The 20,693-nt window shown below is 58.6% G+C and carries 11 protein-coding genes; 10 read left to right on the top strand and 1 reads right to left on the bottom strand.

The annotated features are described in order from the left end of the window. Positions 1 to 336: 336 nt before the first annotated feature. The 10 genes from B2828_RS03050 to cydB all read left to right on the top strand — a co-directional run bounded on the left by B2828_RS03050 (position 337) and on the right by cydB (position 19,389). Positions 337 to 7,110: an SUMF1/EgtB/PvdO family nonheme iron enzyme gene (locus tag B2828_RS03050; protein WP_479632211.1), complete on the top strand. Its 6,774-nt coding sequence runs from the start codon at positions 337 to 339 to the stop codon at positions 7,108 to 7,110. A 26-nt stretch (positions 7,111 to 7,136) separates the two neighbouring features. After that, complete coding sequence (locus tag B2828_RS03045) at positions 7,137 to 8,162, top strand: TIGR02597 family protein (RefSeq protein WP_479632210.1); 1,026 nt, start codon at positions 7,137 to 7,139, stop codon at positions 8,160 to 8,162. Positions 8,163 to 8,210: 48 nt separating this feature from the next. After that, entirely contained in the window at positions 8,211 to 8,873 is a 663-nt protein-coding gene (locus B2828_RS03040) for a hypothetical protein (protein ID WP_479632209.1), read from the top strand. A 287-nt stretch (positions 8,874 to 9,160) separates the two neighbouring features. Continuing rightward, the gene (locus tag B2828_RS03035; protein WP_479632208.1) at positions 9,161 to 11,809 is read left to right on the top strand and encodes an MGH1-like glycoside hydrolase domain-containing protein; all 2,649 of its coding nucleotides are present in this window, start codon (positions 9,161 to 9,163) and stop codon (positions 11,807 to 11,809) included. A 12-nt stretch (positions 11,810 to 11,821) separates the two neighbouring features. Further along, positions 11,822 to 13,375, top strand: a complete 1,554-nt coding sequence (locus B2828_RS03030; protein ID WP_479632207.1) for a GMC oxidoreductase — start codon at positions 11,822 to 11,824, stop codon at positions 13,373 to 13,375. After that, positions 13,372 to 14,604, top strand: a complete 1,233-nt coding sequence (locus tag B2828_RS03025; protein WP_479632206.1) for an MFS transporter — start codon at positions 13,372 to 13,374, stop codon at positions 14,602 to 14,604. Before B2828_RS03030 ends, B2828_RS03025 begins: the two co-directional genes overlap by 4 nt. Next, on the top strand, positions 14,601 to 15,368 hold the full coding sequence (locus B2828_RS03020) for an SDR family NAD(P)-dependent oxidoreductase (RefSeq protein WP_479632205.1): 768 nt from the start codon (positions 14,601 to 14,603) through the stop codon (positions 15,366 to 15,368). The genes B2828_RS03025 and B2828_RS03020 overlap by 4 nt, the downstream gene beginning before the upstream one ends. A 3-nt stretch (positions 15,369 to 15,371) precedes the next feature. Continuing rightward, a complete protein-coding gene (locus B2828_RS03015; protein WP_479632204.1) occupies positions 15,372 to 16,655 on the top strand; it encodes an NAD(P)/FAD-dependent oxidoreductase in 1,284 nt (427 codons plus the stop codon). A gap of 57 nt (positions 16,656 to 16,712) precedes the next feature. Then, on the top strand, positions 16,713 to 18,359 hold the full coding sequence (locus B2828_RS03010; protein WP_479632203.1) for a cytochrome ubiquinol oxidase subunit I: 1,647 nt from the start codon (positions 16,713 to 16,715) through the stop codon (positions 18,357 to 18,359). Between the two features lie 4 nt (positions 18,360 to 18,363). Further along, the gene (gene cydB, locus B2828_RS03005) at positions 18,364 to 19,389 is read left to right on the top strand and encodes a cytochrome d ubiquinol oxidase subunit II (protein WP_479632202.1); all 1,026 of its coding nucleotides are present in this window, start codon (positions 18,364 to 18,366) and stop codon (positions 19,387 to 19,389) included. On the opposite strand, the gene B2828_RS03000 is transcribed toward cydB, so the two are convergent. Continuing rightward, positions 19,386 to 20,621 carry a BaiN/RdsA family NAD(P)/FAD-dependent oxidoreductase gene (locus tag B2828_RS03000; RefSeq protein WP_479632201.1) on the bottom strand — a complete coding sequence of 412 codons (1,236 nt, stop codon included), beginning with the start codon at positions 20,619 to 20,621 and terminating at the stop codon, positions 19,386 to 19,388. The two genes, cydB and B2828_RS03000, sit on opposite strands and share 4 nt — an antisense overlap. Positions 20,622 to 20,693 lie beyond the last annotated feature (72 nt).

The raw sequence follows: 20,693 nt of genomic DNA, 5'->3' as shown, positions 1-20,693 counted from the left end.
CGTCTCAGTTTTGGTCGGTGTCTTGGTCGCTAACGCTATATGTACAATCTGATAAACGCGGTTGTATAAGTTAATCTATATTTAACATCTGTTGTTTAATGTGGTTGCGATGCCTTCACATGGCTTTCACAATCTTCACGGTTCTGCCATTTTTGTGGCGGTAGATGTTACATTCGCGGTCTTGTTAATAGCCTCAAAGCTTAGCATAAACGGCGCCCGTCAAATGCAGGCCGGAGTTCCGGTTATTGCATCGTAGTAAATATTATCATTCTCGGAGGTTGTATGTCCCATGCGGCCTTTCGAGAACATGCCTATGTGCACCTGTTTTGTATGGTTATGAATTTGAAATTTTCCCGCTCCGGCTTGGGATGGGTTGCCGGATTATTAATGACGGTTGTTTTAGCCGTCAGCGCACATGCCGCGACGCTTGCGGGCTATTGGGAGTTTACCCAAGCGGCCCAGGTGACGACCAGTGGAACGGTTTTTCATGGCGTGAAGTTGCCGAGCGGATCCACTTCGCCCGACCTGTTTGTCAACGGTACGGCGCCCAGCTATTCGGCGACGCTTTCCGATGGATCAACGACGCTCTCCGGTGCGATTACAACCGTCTTGGGGCCGGCCAATCGCCTGAAGGTTACCCATGGGCTGACAACTGGGGCGAGCGGCTACGTTGAGAACTATTCATTGATGTTTGACCTCTTCAGTCCCTCGACAAGCATCGGAAAATGGCGCTGCCTATTGCAGACAAATGCCGGCAACACCAATGACGGTGACTACTTTATCAATGCTTCAGAAAAACTCGGATCTTCTGAACTGAACTACTCCGGAGCGCTGGCTAGCTCGAAGTGGAAGCGCGTTGTCGTGGTGGCGTCGATGAATAATTTCATGAAGGTGTACGTCGATGGAACGCTGTTTTATACCCACAAGACACCGGCGCTGAGCAGTTCAAACAGCCGTTATGCGCTGGATTCGGCGATGCTTTTGTTTGCCGACAATGATGGGGAGAATTATCCGGTGAACGTTGGTGCGGTGGCGGCGTGGAGTGGGACGCTGAGCGCGACGGAAATCTCGGCGTTGGGCACGGCGGGAACTCCGGTTTACACGCCAACGAACAGTGCGCCGGTGATTTCTCAGGGGACTTCGACGACGCTCCAAGTGGCGGAAAATGGAACGGTTGCCACGACGTTGAGCGCGAGCGATGTCGATGGGGACGCGATTAGTTGGAGCGTGGTGTCGCAGCCGACCCATGGGAGTATTCAGTTGACCGGCAACAATACAAGCGCACCGTTAAACTACACTCCGGCAACGGGATATGCGGGCACCGATTTGTTTGTCATCCAAGCGACCGATGGTGCGGCGTCGGCCCAAATCACTGTTTACGTAACGGTGGCGGAGAAGTTGGGCGATGTGATGTTGACCGGCTATTGGAAGTTCGATGACGCTACCAACCGCAACAAAGCTACGGTTGGCTTCGATCTGCAAGCCTTGGGGACTGGCTTTTCCTCGGTTACCGGCATGACGGATAGCGATGGGGCGATGCAGGTTAGCAAGGGCAGCTTTTATAAAATAATTCACGGTATGGCTCCCAACGGCAGCACCACTGCGAAAAAGGTGAACCGTTACACGGTGATGTGGGATGTGATGGTGCCTGCGGAGAGCAGTTCGGTGTTCAAGACGCTGTTGCAAACCGACACCACCAACACGACTGATGGTGACCTGTTTATCAGCGGTTCAAATCAGGTGGGGACGCTGACAGGGGTAGGGGGGTATACGACGTCGGCGCTGACGTCGGGCAGTTGGTACCGCATTGTATTGACGGTGGACAATGGCACGGCGCGCAATATTTATGTCAATGGTACGAAGGTCTATACCGGCTCTGTTGTGGGGACGCTGGACGAGGTTCGCTATGGGTTGCAGGGCGAGATCCTGGCTTTTGCCGATGACAACGGTGAAGACGGAGCGATTTGTGTTTCCAATATGGCGGTATGGAGCGGGGCGCTTTCCGACACTCAGGTGTCCATTATCGGCGCTCCGGGCAGCGATCCGGATGCGGCGGTGGCTTCCAAGCCGTATCCCGGCAGCCTTTGGGAATTCAATGAACCGACACGGATGGAGGCGGCCACCATTGGCAACCGTCTCTATCGCATTGGCACCACGTTCACGGCGGCCGTTGGGAACGGCAGCGATGATGGAGCCTCGCAAATCGGTGCGGGTAGCCACTATGTTGTGCCCCATGGCTTGGTGGCTTCAAGCGGTAGCGGAAAAATCAATGAATATTCCATTCTCTGGGACGTGAAGTACACCAACTCGGGTACCGCGAAGGCCCTGTTGCAGACGGATCCCAATAACGCCAAAGGCGCTGATCTTGTCATCAATAATGACGGTACCGTTGGCCATGCCGATTTGGGCGGATTTTCCACCCAAGCGACTTCGGCGGCTACCTGGTACCGGATCTTGCTTGTGGTCAAGAACGGGACCAGCCGCTCGGTATATGTCAACGGGACGCTTTGGCTCCAGGGGAATGCGGGCAGCGTGGACGATCACTATGCGCTCGATCCCGCGAGTTTCCTGGCTTTCGCCGATAACGGGGGAGCGGAGGGCGGCATCACGGTGACCAATCTTGCCGTGTGGGGCCGTGCCGTTAGCTACGCCGAGGCGGTTGCTCTGGCGACGCCCGCGAGCACGGTTGCCGATGGGACTCAGGAGGTCCAGGCTGATAACGCGCCGGTCATTACCGAAGGAGGCAGCTACACGATTAATGCCACGAAGAATAAAGCGGCGCAGGCGGTGACGCTTCATGCGACGGATGCTGATGGCGAAGCGCTCACGTGGAGTGTCGGCCAGGCGGCTGGAAAGGGGACGGCGACGGTGTCGTATAGTGACAGTGGCGTCTGTACGGTGAACTATATTCCGGCGACTGGATACACCGGGCTGGATTCATTTACTGTGCAGGTGAGCGACGGGTGGCTTGCGGCGTCGGTCGCCTTCAGCGTCAGCGTTACCGATCCGGCGGCCAATCCGGTGTTAACCGTAGTTTCCGCCTATGGCACTGCCACTCCCGCTGTGGGCACGCATGCCTATACCCGGGGGACGAAGCTGACTAATAGCGTGGCCGATGAAGAGACCGCCACTGAGCGACACCACTGCATTGGTTGGAAGATGATCGGAGACAGTCCGGCGGAAGGTAACGCCAATACCATGGACATGACGATCACCCGTGACTCAATGCTCACGTGGCTTTTCCGCACCGAATACCGCGTTGAGACCGCTGCGACAACCGGCGGCACGGTGAGTGTTGCGAGCGGCTGGTTTACGGCGGGGCGTCCGATTCAGATTACCGCCGTCGCCGATGATGGGTATTACTTCAAGGGCTGGACCGGCGACACGGATGGATGCACGCTCGGCGGCAAGCAGATCGTCGTTCCCATGGATCGCGCCCGCTCGGCGATCACCGCGCAGTTCGCTCCCAACGAGAATTTCTCCGTTATCGCACTCCCGGATCCGCAGAACTACAGTTCGCAGACCTCCCCGGCCGATCTATTCACGCGGCAGACTCAGTGGGCGCTGGATAACAAGGACAACCTGAATATCAAATACCTTGTCCCGATCGGGGATCTCGTTAACAGCGCCACCAGCGACAGCCAGTGGCAGCGGGTGACTAACGCCATGGATTTGCTCAATGGCAAACTGGCTTACGGCGTCATCGCGGGCAATCACGATCTGGCCTCCGGTGATACCCATTACATCACTCGCTTTGGTCCCAACAATGCGCGCTGGATCGATTCGTCCACCGGTAAGTATTACGATTGGCTCAAGGGCTTCTCGCCGCGTGGCTACAGCTCTTATCAAATCGTAAACGTCAACGGGCGCGACTACATGTTCCTGCTGCTCGATTGTGATTGCCCCGACTCGGACATGGCCTGGGCCGTTTCCGTTCTCAAAGCCCATCCGTACACGCCCACGATGGTGGTGACGCACGATTACCTCGCGGAGACTGGCGCTTACGGCAATACCGGAAGCGGTACCGGGGCGCGCGGGCGGGTCAATTATCCCTCGCCCTACATTAGCCTGGCCCCGGATCGCAATACCCCGACGGAGATTTGGAACACGGTGATCAAACCGTTCAACCAAGTCTACATGGTCTTCTGCGGGCACAACTTCGCGCAGTATTGCCTGCCAGATACCAACGCGGCGGGCAAGAAGGTTTACCAGGTCCTCGCCGATTACCAGACGCTCCCCAATGGCGGTAATGCCTTCCTGCGCATCATGGAATTCCGGCCGTCGAAAAACGAAATCTACAGCACGACCTATTCACCGTACCTCGGGCGGTACATGGCCAACAGCAGCAGTCCCTCGGCGCTAATCACATCGGATAACACGGGAATGTTGAACCTTACCGATGTCGACGGCGGCGAGTTTTCGGTTACCACGGATTTCGATACCCGCTTTAACTACAACCTGACCGTCGTCTCGTCGCAAGCTTCCGTCTCTCCAGCTTCCGGCTCCAGCAGCATCGCCCCGGGAACGCCCGTGGCCGTCAGCGCCGATGATAATATCGACGGCACCACGCGCTATGTCTGCACTGGCTGGACGCTCTCTGGCGCTACCGTGGCCTCGGGTACGGGCAACTCCACCTCCTTTACCATGGACGGCGACACGACGCTGACCTGGAGCTGGGCCAAGCAATATTACCTTTCCACGTCGGCCGTCGGTCGCGGCTTGGTCAGCGTGAGCAGCGGCTGGCAGAGTGAAAATGCTTCCATCACCGTTGTCGCCCAGGCCGATTCGGGCTACAGCTTCATCGGTTGGAGCGGAGACATTGAGGGATGCACGGTTTCCGACAATCAAATCACCGTGCCGATGACCCGGGGGCGCGGTCCGGTGACGGCCCAGTTTACCACCTCGGTACCGACCTATAGCGTCACCGTGGCCAGCGCCAATGACGGCGTCTCGCCCACCCCGGCTACCTACTCTTACGAAGAGGGGACCAGCGTAACCTTTACCGCACAGGATAGCAGCGACGGCACCACGCGCCGCATCTGCACCGGCTGGCAAACGAGCGGCTCTGTCGCGCTCTCGGGTACGGGCAAGGAAGCCACGATCAGCGTGAACGGTGACTTCACCTTCACGTGGAACTGGAAGACGCAGTATCTCCTGACGACCTCCGTTTCCGGCGCGGGTACCGTCAGCGTGGCCTCCAGCCAGTGGGTGGATGAAGGCACGGCGGTTAGCATTGTTGCCACGCCTAATTCGGGCGCTGCATTTAGCGGATGGTCCGGCGATACCGGTGCGGGCACGGCCAACGGCAGCACCTTTACCATCGCCCAGATGACGCGCCCTGTTACGCTGGTGATGGCGAACTTCTCAAGCAACCTCTGTACGCTCACGGTGGTTTCCTCCGGAAGCAATACGATCCCGGCTCCGGGTTCGACGCAGCTGGACTACGGAGCGGTCGTGACCTTCTCGGCGTCGCCGGTTGAAAATGGCCGCAGCCGCAAGGTGCCCACGGGTTGGACTCTCGCGACGGGCTCATCGACGCTCAGCGGAACCACGACCAGCGGCACCTTTACGATCCAGGAAAACACTACGCTCTCGTGGACGTGGCAGAACCAGGTGGTCCTGCAGTTGACCTCGGGCGTGCAGGGCGCCGTGCTCCCCTCCGACGCGGGTGGCTGGCATGCCGTGGGCGAGCAAGTGGTCCTCGAAGCGGTTCCCTCGTTTGATTTCAAACTCCATCGCTGGAGCGGCGAGGTCGGCTTTGAATCGACCTCAGGAACGGTGACCATCACCATGGACCAACCGCGCACCATTGCTGCCGACTTCACAGCCGAGGCTGCGGGGGGCGGTACACCTCGCTGGTGGCTGCGTCGCCATGCGCATCTCATTGGCGATAATTTCGATGCCGCTGAGCAAAGCGATTACGACCAGGACGGACAGAGCGCCGCGCAGGAATTCGTAGCGGGCATGGACGACCAGGATGGCTTCCAGCGTTTCGCGGTCGCGAGCACCTCGCTGGCCACCGGCACCAACCCGCAGATGGTGCTGACATGGCCCGGCGCAGCCAATCGTTTCTATAGCGTCTGGTCGTCGACGAACCTGCATGGGGCCTACTCGCTTGTGCGCGACGAGATCGCCGCGACCGAGCCGTACACCTCGGCAACGGTGCCGCTGAGCGGTACCTCCGCAAGGTATTACCGGGTAAAAGCCGAACTGGTGCCTGGCGGTGAAATCGACAGCAACCCGCCCGCATGCAGCCACGAGCCCGAGATCGGTTCATTGCAGCGCACGATGAGCCTGGTACCCGCTGGAACCATTGGCATGGGCCGGGACAATGGCGGCGATCTCTACAGCTCTCCGGCTCACCGGGTCTACACCAGCGCCTTCTTCATGGATCAATATGAAGTGACCGTGGCGGATTGGAAAAAAGTGGCTGCCTGGGCGGCCAAGAATGGATACGACCTGAGCTCCACGCTCTTCTTTACCCGGCCTGATAATCATCCCGCAGCGGCCATCAGTTGGTACGATGCGGTGAAGTGGTGCAACGCCCGCTCGGAAATGGAAGGACGTATTCCGTGTTACTATACCGACGCAGCCGCCACCAACGTCTACCGGAGTGGAACGCTCGATCTGGGGCCAGCGCAGGTCAACTGGACCGGCAATGGTTACCGCCTTCCCACCGAGGCGGAATGGGAAAAAGCCTGCCGTGGTGGCACTGACGGCCTGCTTTACAGCTGGGGCAACGATGGGACGGTGGCTACCACCCAGGCTAACGGATGGTCCTATCAGACGTTGATTAACAATACGGACAGCCCATATCCGCTGACCACAGCCGTTGGGACCTTTGCGGCCAACGCTTACGGCCTCTACGATATGCACGGCAACGAATGGGAATGGGTGTGGGATTATTACGCGCCTTACGATAGTCCGGCGGTATACGATCCCAAGGGGCCCAAGACCGGCACGCAGCGGCTCCTGCGCGGCGGCAGTTGGTGGAATGAAAACTCGGCCATGGTTGATAGCAACCGCTATCCCTTCCCGGCCGTTGGCGAGACCGTCTATGGCATGATCGGCTTCCGGTGCGTGAGAGCCGCTGGTCCGAACGAACAATGACCATGGCTTCCAAAATATTAACGATCATGAAACGCATCCCTTCCCTTTGTCATTGGCTTCGCGCCGTGCTGTTGCTGGCGTCGATTCCGGCCGTCGGCCACGCGGATACCGAGGTTTTAACGGAACCTGTGGCCGTTCTTCCGATCAAGGTCAACGGCGGCACCGTGGCGTCGCCTACCTTATCGGCCATCGCGCCGACGCTGGTTCATCCGGTGAGTTGGCGTGGCCCCGTGGCCGCTGTTTCCGGCACGGTGATCTCCGTCGCTGAGGGTAACTGGGCGGCCGGTGATTTCAGCGGTGCCAACGGCTCCTTTTATCTTGAGATTGTCGATGGAGCCAATGCCGGGCGTTGGTCCACGATTACGGCCTGCGGCGAAGACAACATCACGACTTCCGATAATTTGAGCGCCCTGCTTTCCGCCGGGACGACCCTCAGCATCCGCAAGCACGTTACCGTGGACGATTTCCTCGGAGCGGCCAACACGGCCGGGTTGCAGGGAAGCACGTCGCTCTACAGCGCGGATGAAGTGCTTATCTACAACGGGTCCAAAGCTACCACCTGCTGGTATTTAAATAAAACCTCCAAAGCAGGCTGGTACACAGCGTCTGGAAGCGCCGCCGGTTCACTAGTCATCGCGCCCAACCAAGGCATCATCGTCAAACGCAAAACCGCCTCCACGGTCGGGTTTTTGACGGCCGGAACGGTTAAAACTGGGCCGACTGCGCTCCTGATCCAGCCGGGCGTCAACGTCGTGGGTTCGATGTCCCCGCAGAGCATGCCCCTTTCCAGCAGCGGCCTCTACACGGGCGATGCTTCCACTGGGGTCAAAGCTTCCACCTCCATGGCGAGTGCCGACCAGTTGGTTATCTACGGCGACTCAGGGCAGAGCACTTACTGGTATCTCGCACATCCCTCCAACTCGAGCTTATCGGGTTGGTATAACGCGAAGGCTCAGTCGTCGGGCAGCGTTGGCATCGCGCCGGGGAGCGCGGTGGTCATCCAGCGCCTTTCCAGCCAATCGTCATTCCAGTGGGTTGTCCCAGCTTTTTAGAAATCCTGCCGTTAACCGCCTCAAGCCGTCCTTTAAATTCACCAAACTATGAAACGCCTGATTTGCCTGTCGTTGCTCTATTTTGCCATCGTGCTGCCCGCTCCCGCTACCACGATCAACTTCACTAGCATGAACCTCTTTGATGTGGGTTCGTTTACCTTCGTTGATGCCAATGGAAATATTCTTTCCAACGGCGACCTGGTGCGCGTTGGATATTTTGAGAACCTCTCCGCGCTTTCGGCGGGAATGTCTGTGACTCAAATGGAAACTGCGGGCTCTTGGCACAACTTTGGGGACATGCAGATTTCCAGCCCGTTTGATTACGCGGGCAAACTCTACGGCGATATTACCGACACCAGCGCAGCGGCTTCGGCGTTTGACGGGAAATCGCTTTACGTCTGGGTTTTTGACGCCGGGACGACGAGCGCGGCTTCGTCGTACGGCATTTTCCGGGCCTATTCGGCCGAGACGGCGTGGATCTTCCCCATCAACCAATACGGCCTGGGCGACAGCGTCACGCTCAATGTTGACGATGGAAGTCTGCAAGCCGTCCGGAACGTCGGGGATGTTGACGCGGCTTCCAGTGAGGTCAAGCTCACAAGTATCGAGTCCGTTCCCGAACCCTCGTCCATTGCGCTGGGCGGGCTCTCCCTTCTCGTGGTCGGAGGACTCCGCTGGGTGCGGGCCCGAGGATTGCGCCGGGAGGCGTAAGGAGGGCAACCTACCGGTGGCCTGCCCTCGGGAAAGTTTTGGCCTCCTTGTAGGGTTGGTCCATCGGAAGAACCGTGGCGTGAAACCGTGACATCAACGGCTCTCCGCGCGGAGGTCGGCTATTTGGGATGGAGGGCAAAAAAAACGCGTCCGCATTCAGGTTTTGCGCGTTTAGGTTAAGTGCGATGCCAATGGAATGAGGTGGAATGGGCAAAACCGTGTTGGAGAAGCACGGTGAAATACCTATGACAGGAGCCGCGCCAAACCCAGATAGCGAAAAGGCGGCCATGGAGAAACAACGCCTCTCGGAAAATAGTGCAGGCACCCATAACTGGAGCCACTGGGGGCCCTATTTGTCCGAACGACAATGGGGCACGGTGCGGGAGGATTACAGCGCGGGCGGGGATGCCTGGAGTTACCTTTCTCACGACCAGGCTCGAAGCCGCGCCTACCGGTGGGGTGAGGATGGCATCGCGGGCGTTAGCGATGATTCGCAATTGCTGTGCCTCTCGCTAGCGTTGTGGAATGGGGTGGACCCGATTTTGAAGGAGCGGCTTTTTGGCCTCACCAATGATGAGGGGAATCACGGCGAAGACGTTAAGGAGTTGTATTACTATCTCGACGCCACGCCGACGCATTCCTACCTCAAGATGCTCTACAAGTATCCCCAGGGCGAGTTTCCCTATACACAGCTGGTTGAGGAAAATAGGCGCCGCGGCCTGGAGCAAATGGAGTTTGAATTACTGGATACCGGCTGTTTTGATGAGAACCGCTATTTCGACGTGTTCATCGAATACGCGAAAGCCGCGCCCGACGATCTGCTTATGCGCGTGACGGTGTGCAACCGTGGCCCGGATCAAGCGCCCCTCTGGTTGTTGCCTCAGCTCTGTTTTCGCAATACGTGGGTGTGGGAGCAAAACGCGCCCAAGCCAAAGCTCGCGGGGCAAGGCGGCGTAATCATCGCGGAGCATCCCAAGCTGGGTAACTATCGGCTCGCCTGTGAGGGGCAGCCCTCGCTGCTGTTTTGCGAAAACGAGACCAATGCCCGCCGCCTTTATGGCGAAACCCAGGCGCAGGGTTTCTTCAAAGACGCGTTCCATGACTACCTCGTCCACGGCGACCATGACGCGGTGAATCCCGAAGCAACAGGCACCAAAGCGGCCGCCGTTTATGCATTGAGCGTCCTACCGGGCGGGGAGGTTGCCATCCGTTTGCGCCTGACAAAAACCGGCGACGCTTTGCCGAGCGATCCGTTTGCCGACTTCGATGCCATTTTTGCCCAAAGGCAGGCAGAAGCAGATGCGTTCTACGCCGGAGTACAGGCGGGGATCGCAGATGACGACGCGCGGCTGGTGCAGCGGCAGGCCTTCGCGGGGATGATCTGGAGCAAGCAGTATTACCGCTATTCCGTAAAGGAGTGGCTGACCGGCGATCCTGCCATGCCCCCGCCGCCGCAGCAGCGCAAGTGGGGGCGTAATCACGACTGGAAACACCTTGATTGCGCGGATGTGATTTCCATGCCGGACAAATGGGAATATCCTTGGTTTGCCGCATGGGATCTGGCCTTTCACTGCATCCCCCTGGCGTTGATCGATGCCGAGTTTGCCAAGTCCCAGCTCGTTCTGCTGGTGCGCGTTTGGTATATGCATCCTAACGGTCAGTTGCCCGCCTACGAGTGGTCCTTTGGCGACGTGGACCCGCCCGTGCATGCATGGGCAGCGTGGCGAGTGTTCGAGATCGACCGCAAGCAGCGCCGAGAGTCGAACCCGGCGGACCCTGGCGATTTGGAGTTCCTTCAACGCATCTTTGAAAAGCTGCTGGTGAACTTTACCTGGTGGGTGAACCGCAAGGACGCGCAGGGCCGCGATATTTTCCAAGGCGGCTTCCTCGGTCTGGACAACATCGCCTGCTTCAACCGGAGCGCGCCCATCCCCAACGGCGGCTTCATCAACCAGGCCGACGGCACCAGTTGGATGGCGATGTACTGCCTCAATATGATGCGCATCTCGATTGAGCTGGCCTCGCACAATGCGGTGTATGAAGACATCGCGACCGAGTTCTTCGAGCATTTCCTTTCGATCACAGCCGCCATCAACGGCGTAGGCGATCGCTTTCCCGGGCTCTGGGACGAGGCGGATCAATTCTACTACGACCATCTTTGTTTCCCGGATGGCCGGAACATCCCGCTACGTGTGCACTCCATTGTCGGCCTGATCCCGCTATTTGCCGTGGAAGTGCTGGAAGCGGATCTCTTTAAACGCTTGCCGGTTTTCTCCGAGCGGCTGGAATGGTATCTCAAACACCGTCCGCAACTTGCGGCGCTCGTGTCTCACTGGCAAATCCCCGGGCAAGGAAAACGGCGGCTCCTCGCATTGCTGCGCGCTCATCGCATGAAGGCCCTTTTAAAACGAATGCTCGACGAAACGGGTTTCCTTTCCGACCACGGAGTGCGAGCCGTCTCAAAGTATCATGAGCAGCAGCCGTTCCGGTGCGGGATTGACGGAACCATCCACGAGGTCGATTACTGGCCTGCGGAATCTCACAACCGGGCCTTTGGCGGCAACTCGAATTGGCGCGGCCCGGTCTGGATGCCGATCAACTATCTCATCATCGAGTCGCTCCAGAAATTCCACCACTACTACGGCAATGATTTCAAGATTGAATATCCCACAGGCTCGGGCCGGTTTATCACAATCAACGATGTTGCCAACGAGCTTGGCCAACGGCTCACACGTCTGTTTCTAAAAGGCGAAGACGGTCAGCGGCCCGTTCTCAAATACCATCCGAAACTCGCGGGGGACCCCCACTTCCGCGACTACGTGCTCTTCCACGAATACTTCGACGGCGACACCGGGCGCGGCGTTGGCGCTTCGCATCAGACGGGTTGGAGCGGCTTGGTCGCGAAGCTGATCCAGCCCGCAAGCAAACCCGACTAAAAAAGAGACCCTATGAGCAACGGCCACTACGATATCATCATCATTGGAACCGGAGCCGGAGGTGGAACCCTCGCTCATACTCTAGCTGCATCGGGAAAGCGAATCCTCATCCTTGAGCGTGGCGGCTGGCTGCGGCGCGAACCGGAAAACTGGAGCGCAGAGGAAGTCTTCATCCGCAACCGTTATGTCTCCCGTGATCTCTGGCGCGATAAAACCGGCAAAACTTTTCAGCCCGGCGTGCATTATTTCGTTGGCGGTGCGACGAAGATGTACGGTGCCGCATTATACCGTCTGCGCAAAGAGGACTTTGGAGAGATCCAGCATAGCGACGGCATCTCGCCTGCCTGGCCCATTAGCTACGATGAAATGGAGCCCTACTATACCAAGGCCGAGCATCTATACCAAGTGCATGGAGTGCATGGCGAAGACCCGACCGATCCGCCCGCCAGCGCGCAGTATTCCCATCCGCCGGTGTCGCACGAACCGCGGATTCAGAAGCTTGCCGACGATCTTGCGGGAGCGGGCTACCATCCGTTCCATTCGCCGTGCGGCATCATGCTAGATGAGCAGAACATGCCCTACAGCACTTGCGTGAGGTGTATGGATTGCGACGGCTTTCCGTGTCCCGTCCATGCCAAATCCGATGCGGAAGTTCTAGCGATCCGCCCCGCTCTGCAATCTCCAAACGTCACCCTGCTGACCGAGGCGCAGGTCATTAAGCTGAATACCAATTCGGAGGGAACCGCCATTACTGAGGTCGTCGTCAAACGCCACGGCGAAACAGAAACCTATCAAGGCAACCTTGTCGTGGTTTCATGCGGAGCCGCCAATTCGGCGAAGCTCCTCTTAATGTCTGCGAACGACAAACATCCCAACGGACTCGCCAACGGATCGGACCAAGTCGGGCGTAACTATATGTTTCACAATAGCCAGGCGGTGCTGGCCATATCCAAGGAACCGAACCCGACCATTTACCAAAAGACTCTGGGCTTAAACGACTTCTATTTGCGCACCGAAGAATTTGGGTTCCCGCTTGGCAACATCCAGATGGTCGGTAAATCCCAGGGGCCGATGTATAAAGGCGAAAAGCCGCTGGAAACGCTCCTGGCACCAAACTGGACGCTCGACATGATCGCCGCCCACGCCGTGGATTTCTGGCTCTCTACAGAGGACCTGCCGAGGCCGGAGAATCGCATCACCGTGGACCGCGAGGGCAACATCACGCTTAGCTATACCCCCACCAACCAGGTCCCCAAAGTGAAGCTCTATGAAAAGCTCCAGTCGATGCTTAACCGACTTGATATGCACGAGAGTCTGATTCGGCGGAATCTCTACATGAAAAACGAAATCGAGATTGGTGGCGTGGCCCATCAATCGGGAACCTGCCGGTTTGGCAAAGATCCGAAAAGTTCCGTGCTGGATACGAATTGCAAAGCCCACGAACTGGATAACCTCTACGTCGTCGATACCAGTTTCTTCCCCAGCATCGGCGCGGTCAACCCCGCCCTCACGGCGATGGCGAATGCCTTGCGGGTAGGCGATCATCTTTTGGAACGGCTCAAATGAGCAGAGGCCGCCCCAGCGAAGTCGCTTCCGTCTACGCCGCGGCGGCGGTGCAGGGTGTTGCGCTTGTTACTTTCCCTGCTGCGGGCGCGATCTTCACCAGCAGCAGGTATTACGGACTATCCAGCTCGGCCTACGGGGCCATCTTTTTGCCTCAGGCCCTCATGGCCATTGCGGCGGCTCTCTTCAGCGGAACGCTTGCCCGTTGGCTCGGCATTAAGCAGATCTTTCTCGCCGGTCTTGTGGCAAACGCCGTCTCCATGGCGCTGCTGTTTTTGAGCCAGTACCTCACGGGTTATTCTGGAGTGGCTTACGGAGTGTTACTCGCCGCGACGACGGTTTTGGGAATTGGATTTGGTCTGACGACCTCGGTTCTGAACACCTACACCGCGGCGTTCTTTCCTCAGAGAGTCGACTCCGCGGTATTGATTTTGAACGCACTTCTGGGGGTGGGAACTGCATTGGCCCCTGTCTTCATCGCGCTCTTTGTGGGCTTGGGCATCTGGTGGGGGTTGCCCGTTCTCGTGGGGGCGCTGCTTGTTGGCCTACTATTCTTCAGCCTCGGTCTGCCGCTTCGGATTGCGGCCCAGGATGCCGATTCGCAGGAGAGGGCGGGGGGATCCGTTCCCCGGCGTTTTTGGCTGTATGCCGCATTTGTGCTGCTCTATGGGGTCGTAGAGACCGTCAACGGAAATTGGGCGACGCTCTATATGACGCGTGACTTGGGTTCGAGCGTTACGGCAGCTTCCCTGGCGCTGACCGGTTTCTGGGCGCTGGTAACTTTGGGTCGCATTTTGTTCGCGGCGATCCATCAGTGGTTCTCCGAAAGCAACTGCTACCGCCTTCTTCCCGCTGTAATTGCTTGCGCGCTGATCGTGATTGCCCTACTCCCAAAAGACCAACCGGCGTTTGGAATTTCGGCCTTTGCCTTGGCTGGCCTGGGCTGCTCGGCCTTGCTGCCGCTCACCATCAGTTTTGGCCAAAAAGAGCTGACGACGATATCGACCTCGGTGGCGGGTTACCTGATTGCCTTCTACGAAATGGGATTCGGCATCGCGGCCTTTGGTGTGGGGCCCTTGCAGGGAACGGCGGGCTTGAGCCTAAGCTCCATCTACGGTGGTACGGCTCTCGTAGCGCTCACGCTGGCGGTTCTTTCCTTTAGCGTCGTGCGCTTGCAACTTACGCAAAGTGGAATATCCGATCATATTAATAACAAAGGAGAACCCATATGAGTCTTAAAGGCAAAGTGGCAATTGTGACGGGCGGCAACAGTGGCATTGGGATGTCCATTACGCTGGAATTGGCGCAACAAGGCGCGAATGTCGTCATTGATTATGTAGCGCACCCGGAGGCAACCGAGGCCCTGGAGCAGAAGATCGCGGCATTGGGCGATCAAGCCATCGGGGTGGATGCGGATGTCAGCAAGGTCGCGGATTTGCAGAAACTCGTGGATGCGGCAGTGCAAAAATTTGGGCGGGTGGACATAATGGTAAACAACGCCGGGGTCGAAACCCGCACGTCGGTTCTCGACACAACGGAGGCGCAATACGAGAAGGTTCTGGAGATTAACCTAAAGAGCGCATTCTTTGGCACCCAGCTCGCGGCGCTGCAAATGATCAAGCAGGGCGGAGGCGGCCGGATCATCAACATTACTTCAGTGCATGAGGACTGGCCGATGCCGGGAAACACGGCCTACTGTCTTTCCAAAGGCGGAATGCGGATGCTCACGCGGACGGCGGGCGTCGAACTAGCTACCCACAATATCCTGGTGGTGGGGGTGGGCCCGGGAGCGGTCGCCACGCCGATCAATCTTTCCACCATGAAGGACCCGGCGCTGATGAAACATCTCGACGCGGCGATTCCCCTGGGCCGCATGGCCAAGCCGGAAGAGATCGCTAGTGTCGTCGCGTTCCTGGCGGGCGATGGCGCAAGCTATATGACCGCAACCACTGTGTTTGCAGATGGCGGCATGATGCACAGCAGCCCCGGCCTTTAGGTTATGTCTAGTCAACCTCACGTCGTGATTCTAGGGACGGGCTTCGGCGGCATTGGCGCTGTGCGGAAGCTGCGTGATGCGGATGTTCAAATTACGATCATCGACAAGCGCGATTACCACACATTCCAGCCATTGCTCTACCAGGTGGCCACGGACGAATTGGGCCCCGAAGACATCGGCTTCCCGGTCCGCGATCTGTTGCACGGCCACACCAATATTGAATTTCACCAAGCCACGGCCAGCGGCATCGACTTGGCGCACAAGACCGTGGAAGTGGAAGGCCTGGGCCCCGTTTTGTACGACTATCTAGTCATCGCGCTTGGCGCGGTGGTCAACTTCTTCCACACACCGGGCGCGGATCAATCCGCCTTCCCACTCTACACGATGGACGATGCCATCCGGCTCAAGAAGCATATTTTGGAAACCTTCGAGGCGGTGGATAAAAACCCGGCGCTCATTGACGACGGCGCGCTGAATTTCTGCGTGGTGGGAGGGGGCGCGACGGGGGTGGAATTCTCCGGTGCGCTGGCGGAGTTGTTGCGCGCCGAGTTGAAGGAAGACTATCCGAATCTCCCGGTGGAGAAGGCGCAAGTGATTCTCTACGAGAGATCGCCACATCTGCTGGCACCATTTGAGGCGAAGCTTCAAAGCTATGCCCAGCAAGCGCTGGAGGAGCGCGGAGTGCAGGTGCATACCGGGGTTGGAGTGAGTAAGGTGGATCCAGCGAGCATTGAGTTATCAAGCGGCGAAACCGTCAAGACGCATACGCTAGTTTGGGCGGCGGGACTTCAGGCAAATCCGATCGTGAATTCCTTGGGCGTGCCGCTGGGCCACGGGGGACGAATTCCCGTGGGCCCTGATCTTCAGGTGAAAGATCACCCCGGCGTATTTGCCATTGGCGACATTGCGGCGATGACTGACGGCGAAACCGGCAAGGTGTTGCCGGGCTTGGGCGCAACGGCGCTTCAGGCAGGCCGCCACATTGGGGAAACGATTGCCTCTTTGGTTGCGGGCAAGGCGGCCGAACCCTTTAAGTATCTGGACAAGGGGACCATGGCGCAGGTGGGCCGGGGTGCGGCGGTTGTGGAGTTGCCCACCGGCGGAACGCTGACCGGGCGGGTTGCGTGGCTGGCTTGGCTGGGGGTTCACCTGGCTTTGCTCAATGGCAGCGAAGAAAAGACTAGTACGTTTGTGGAATGGGGATGGAATCTTCTTACCCACAAACGCGGCAAACGTATCATCTTGAGCGATGAGGAAGCTGCCGGGCATGACAACCCGGACCCATGATTTTGAGGGCCGCGGCGAGCGTCGTGGGCGAAATGACTATAACCCCGAAATCTGCGCATGAATGTTGAGATTCTTTCCCGTATCCAGTTTGCCCTGACGGTTGCGTTTCATTTTCTGTTTCCGCCGATGAGCATTGGGCTGGGGCTGATGCTCGTTATGATGCAAGGGCTGCGGTTGCGCACGGGGAACCCGGTTTACCTGACCATGTCGCGCTTTTGGACGCGGGTTTTTGGGCTCATCTTCGCGATCGGGGTTGCCACCGGCATCCCCATGGAATTCCAGTTCGGGACCAACTGGGCTCGCTATGCGCGCTTTGTCGGCGACATCTTTGGCAGCCCGCTGGCCATCGAGGGCATCTATGCGTTCTTCCTCGAATCGGGCTTTCTCGCGCTGCTGCTCTTTGGCTGGAATAAGATCGGCCCACGCATGCACTTTTTTTCCACATGCATGGTTGCGCTGGGGGCGCATTTCAGCGCTATCTGGATTTTGGTGGCCAATTCATGGATGCAAACTCCGGCGGGTTATCACTTGGCAAAACAAATCAAGCTCACTGCGAGCGGTCAGCAGTTTCCGATGAATGCTGACCTGGGGCCGATCGCCTATACGGTCCGGGAAACGGTGCTTCCCGCGGACTATGTCGTCCGGCCGGAAGATTTGCATCAGGTGCGCGCCGTGGTCGATAGCATTTATGCCGCGATCCTGAACCCGTCTACGCTCGACCGGCTTGCTCATACCGTCCTGGCATGCTGGATCGCGGGGGCGTTTCTTGTGATCGCCGTTAGCGCCTGGTGGTTGCTGCGGGGGCGGAATATCGACGTCGCGCGGGCATCGGTCAAGCTGGGCCTGGTGGTTGCCGTGGTGGCGTGCTTGCTCCAAATGCAGGCGGCGGACTCGACGGCCCGTGGAGTGGCGCGCCTGCAACCAACCAAGCTTGCCGCGATGGAAGGCCTTGCGCAGTCCCAAACGGAAGCCCCGCTGGGCGTCGTGGGCTTTGCGCGATGGAAGCGGGATGCGCGGGGCGAGATCATCGGGGTAACGACCGATGCGCTCCGCGTTCCCGGGATGCTTAGCGTTCTGGTGTCCGGGAATTTTCTTCATCCGATTGCGGCCAGCGCAACCGAGGTCGCCGGGCTGGAGTCTCTGCCGTCGGATGAGTTTCTGCGCCGTCGGCATCCCGAGGCGAGCGCCGCGGAACTAGTCAAACTAAGGCCCTCGTATTGGCCCAATGTGCCGGTGCTCTTCCAGACGTATCACCTCATGATTGCCCTCGGGATGGGGCTGACCGGCATCGCGCTGCTGGGGCTTTGGCTTTGGTATTCCGGCCAACTATGGAACACCCAGTCGAAGCTCATCCGTGCGTTTCTCTGGCTGCTAGTTGTCTCGGCTGTGCTGCCGCAGATTGCCATCCAAGCAGGCTGGTTCACCGCTGAAATGGGCCGCCAGCCCTGGATCGTATATCAAGTGCTTAAGACGAATGATGCGATGTCCGCCGTCGTCAAAATACCGCAGGTTCTCAGCTCGATCCTGATGTTTTTGTTCATCTATCTTCTCCTTGGAATTCTATTCGTTTTCTTGTTTGTAAAGTTTGTTCAACAAGGACCGGTTGACTCGGAATCGGGAGCCGGGCTGATGGACCGGTGGCGGCCGCTTTCGTTGAAGGCAGGACGGCAGACGACCGGTAATACCAAAACCCCGGGGGAATAAGCCAATGGACTTGAACACACTATGGTTTGTGCTGGTGGGCGTGCTTTTTACGGGCTACGCGATGCTGGATGGGTTCGATCTTGGCGTTGGCGCATTGCTGCCTTTTGCGAAGGGGGATGAGGAGCGGCGGATCTTTCTCAACGCCATCGGGCCGATCTGGGATGGCAACGAGGTCTGGCTGGTGACAGGCGGCGGCGCTCTGTTTGCCGCCTTCCCGAATGTTTATGCCACGGTATTCTCGGGATTTTACGACGCCTTCATGCTGCTGCTCGTGGCTTTGATTTTTCGGGCCGTGGCGATTGAATTCCGCAGCCAACGGCAAGGAGGAGGCTGGCGCACGACGTGGGACGTTGCTTTTTCGGTCAGCAGCATGGCTTCCGCGCTGCTTATTGGCGTGGCATTGGGTAATATCGTTTGGGGGATTCCGCTGGATGCCAGCCGCGACTTCTCCGGCAGCTTCCTTTCGCTTCTCCATCCCTACTCGTTGCTGGTTGGAGTTACGGCGGTGGCGTTGTTTGTGATGCACGCCAATCTTTATCTTTTGCTGAAGACCGATGGCGCTTTGCAGGAGAAGCTGGCCCGGTGGACCAAGCTGACGGTTCCCGCCTACCTGGGGTGTTTTCTGATTTTAAGCGGAGTCACCGTGTTTGCGTGTCCTCATATCCAGGCGGCGCTCGCTCAACGCCCGTGGATCTTGGGTGCGATCTTCCTCGTGGCCCTGCTGGTAACACTCAATATCCCAGCCCAGGTCCGAAAGGGTCCGGGGTATGAGGGGCGGGCCTTTGTGAGCTCGTGTCTTTCGCTGGTCATGCTGATGCTCCTGTTCGGCGCGTCGGTTTACCCGACCATGGTTTTCTCCACGCCGGACGTTGCGGATAGCTTGAATATCTACAACGGATCCTCGACGGACAAATCGCTTCGCTTCATGGCCTGGGTCGCCCTTATCGGCATGCCCATCGTCGTGGCCTATACCGCGACGGTCTATTATGTATTTCGTGGAAAAGTGACGCTTACGGATAGATCATACTAGTCAGCGGCCATGGCGTTCCCCGCGATCCATCCGGTGGTCCACGCGGCCTGGAAATTGAACCCTCCGGTGAGGCCGTCGATATCCAGGAGTTCCCCGGCGAAATAGAGCCCGGGGGCGATCCGGCTTTCCATGGTCTTGAAGTTAACCTCGCCCAGACGCACCCCGCCGCAGGTGACAAACTCTGCTTTGTTGGAGCTTTTGTTGGTCACCTGAAATTCGGTTTGCGTGAGCTGCTCGGCAAGGCGGTGCAGCGCGGCGCGGGGGAAAGCGGCCCAGCGGGTTTCCGGTGGGATGCCTGCGTTCTTTACTAGTGCTTCCCAGAGCCTCGTGGGCAAGGGACGGATGGGCGTTTTGATGACGAAAGCGGCGGGCTGCGATTCGCTCCGGGCCTTGAGTGCCGCGGCGATGGTCTCCGCCGACAAGTGCGGCAGCCAGTGAATATGCAGCGGGAAGCGGTAGCCGCGCTCGTGCAGCAGGCGCGCGCCCCACGCGGAGAGGCGCAGGATGACGGGGCCGCTGACGCCGCTGTGCGTTGCCAGGAGCGGCCCTTGTTCCCGCAGCTTGGTGCCGGGGACGGAGGCTTCCACCACCGCGACGGAAACTCCGGCCAGGTGCCGCAGCCAGGGTTCTTCAATATGGAAGGTGAACAGCGAGGGCACGGGCGCTTCCACGGCGTGCCCCAGGGAGGTCGCCAGGGCGCAACCGTGATCCGTGCGGCAACCGCCGGTGGCCAGCAGCAGCCGGTCGCACGCGAGCGTTTCGCCATTGGAAAGCGCCAGCTTGAATCCCCCTTGCGGAAGCCGTTCGATTCGCTCCACGCCGAGGTCCGTTTTCAAGACGACCCCGGCGGACCTGGCTTGGCGGACCAGGCAATCGACAATGGTTTCCGAGGAGTCGGTCACGGGAAACATCCGGCCATCGCCTTCCGCCTTTAACTTGACGCCACGGGCTGCAAACCAATCCACGGTGTCCGAGGGCTGGAAGCGCGAGAACGCGGCGATCAACGCCCGACCGCCCCGAGGGTAATGGGCAGCGAGGGTGCGCGGATCGGAGCACGCATGGGTGACGTTGCAGCGCCCCCCGCCGGAGACACGGACCTTGGTGAGAAACTGCCGCCCTTTTTCAAGGAGCACCACCTCCGGCCTCTCCCGTCCCGGCGGGCACGCCTCTGCGCAGGCAATGGCTGCAAAAAAACCGGCGGCTCCCCCGCCCACGATGACGATACGGCTCATGATGGGAGAACCTATCAGAGCCCGGCGCGCGGCATCCAGCTGGAAAAGGAAAGATCTCTCCGCTTGCAGACC

The organism is Spartobacteria bacterium UBA695, assembly GCA_002298145.1.
Lineage (GTDB): Bacteria > Verrucomicrobiota > Verrucomicrobiia > Chthoniobacterales > Chthoniobacteraceae > UBA695.
This window is presented reverse-complemented; position numbering and strand designations above follow the sequence as displayed.

Coding starts and splice junctions, on each gene's coding strand:
- B2828_RS03050 (WP_479632211.1), top strand. CDS start 337: ATGAATTTGAAATTTTCCCGCTCCGGCTTGGGATGGGTTGCCGGATTA.
- B2828_RS03045 (WP_479632210.1), top strand. CDS start 7,137: ATGAAACGCATCCCTTCCCTTTGTCATTGGCTTCGCGCCGTGCTGTTG.
- B2828_RS03040 (WP_479632209.1), top strand. CDS start 8,211: ATGAAACGCCTGATTTGCCTGTCGTTGCTCTATTTTGCCATCGTGCTG.
- B2828_RS03035 (WP_479632208.1), top strand. CDS start 9,161: ATGGAGAAACAACGCCTCTCGGAAAATAGTGCAGGCACCCATAACTGG.
- B2828_RS03030 (WP_479632207.1), top strand. CDS start 11,822: ATGAGCAACGGCCACTACGATATCATCATCATTGGAACCGGAGCCGGA.
- B2828_RS03025 (WP_479632206.1), top strand. CDS start 13,372: ATGAGCAGAGGCCGCCCCAGCGAAGTCGCTTCCGTCTACGCCGCGGCG.
- B2828_RS03020 (WP_479632205.1), top strand. CDS start 14,601: ATGAGTCTTAAAGGCAAAGTGGCAATTGTGACGGGCGGCAACAGTGGC.
- B2828_RS03015 (WP_479632204.1), top strand. CDS start 15,372: ATGTCTAGTCAACCTCACGTCGTGATTCTAGGGACGGGCTTCGGCGGC.
- B2828_RS03010 (WP_479632203.1), top strand. CDS start 16,713: ATGAATGTTGAGATTCTTTCCCGTATCCAGTTTGCCCTGACGGTTGCG.
- cydB (WP_479632202.1), top strand. CDS start 18,364: ATGGACTTGAACACACTATGGTTTGTGCTGGTGGGCGTGCTTTTTACG.
- B2828_RS03000 (WP_479632201.1), bottom strand. CDS start 20,621: ATGAGCCGTATCGTCATCGTGGGCGGGGGAGCCGCCGGTTTTTTTGCA.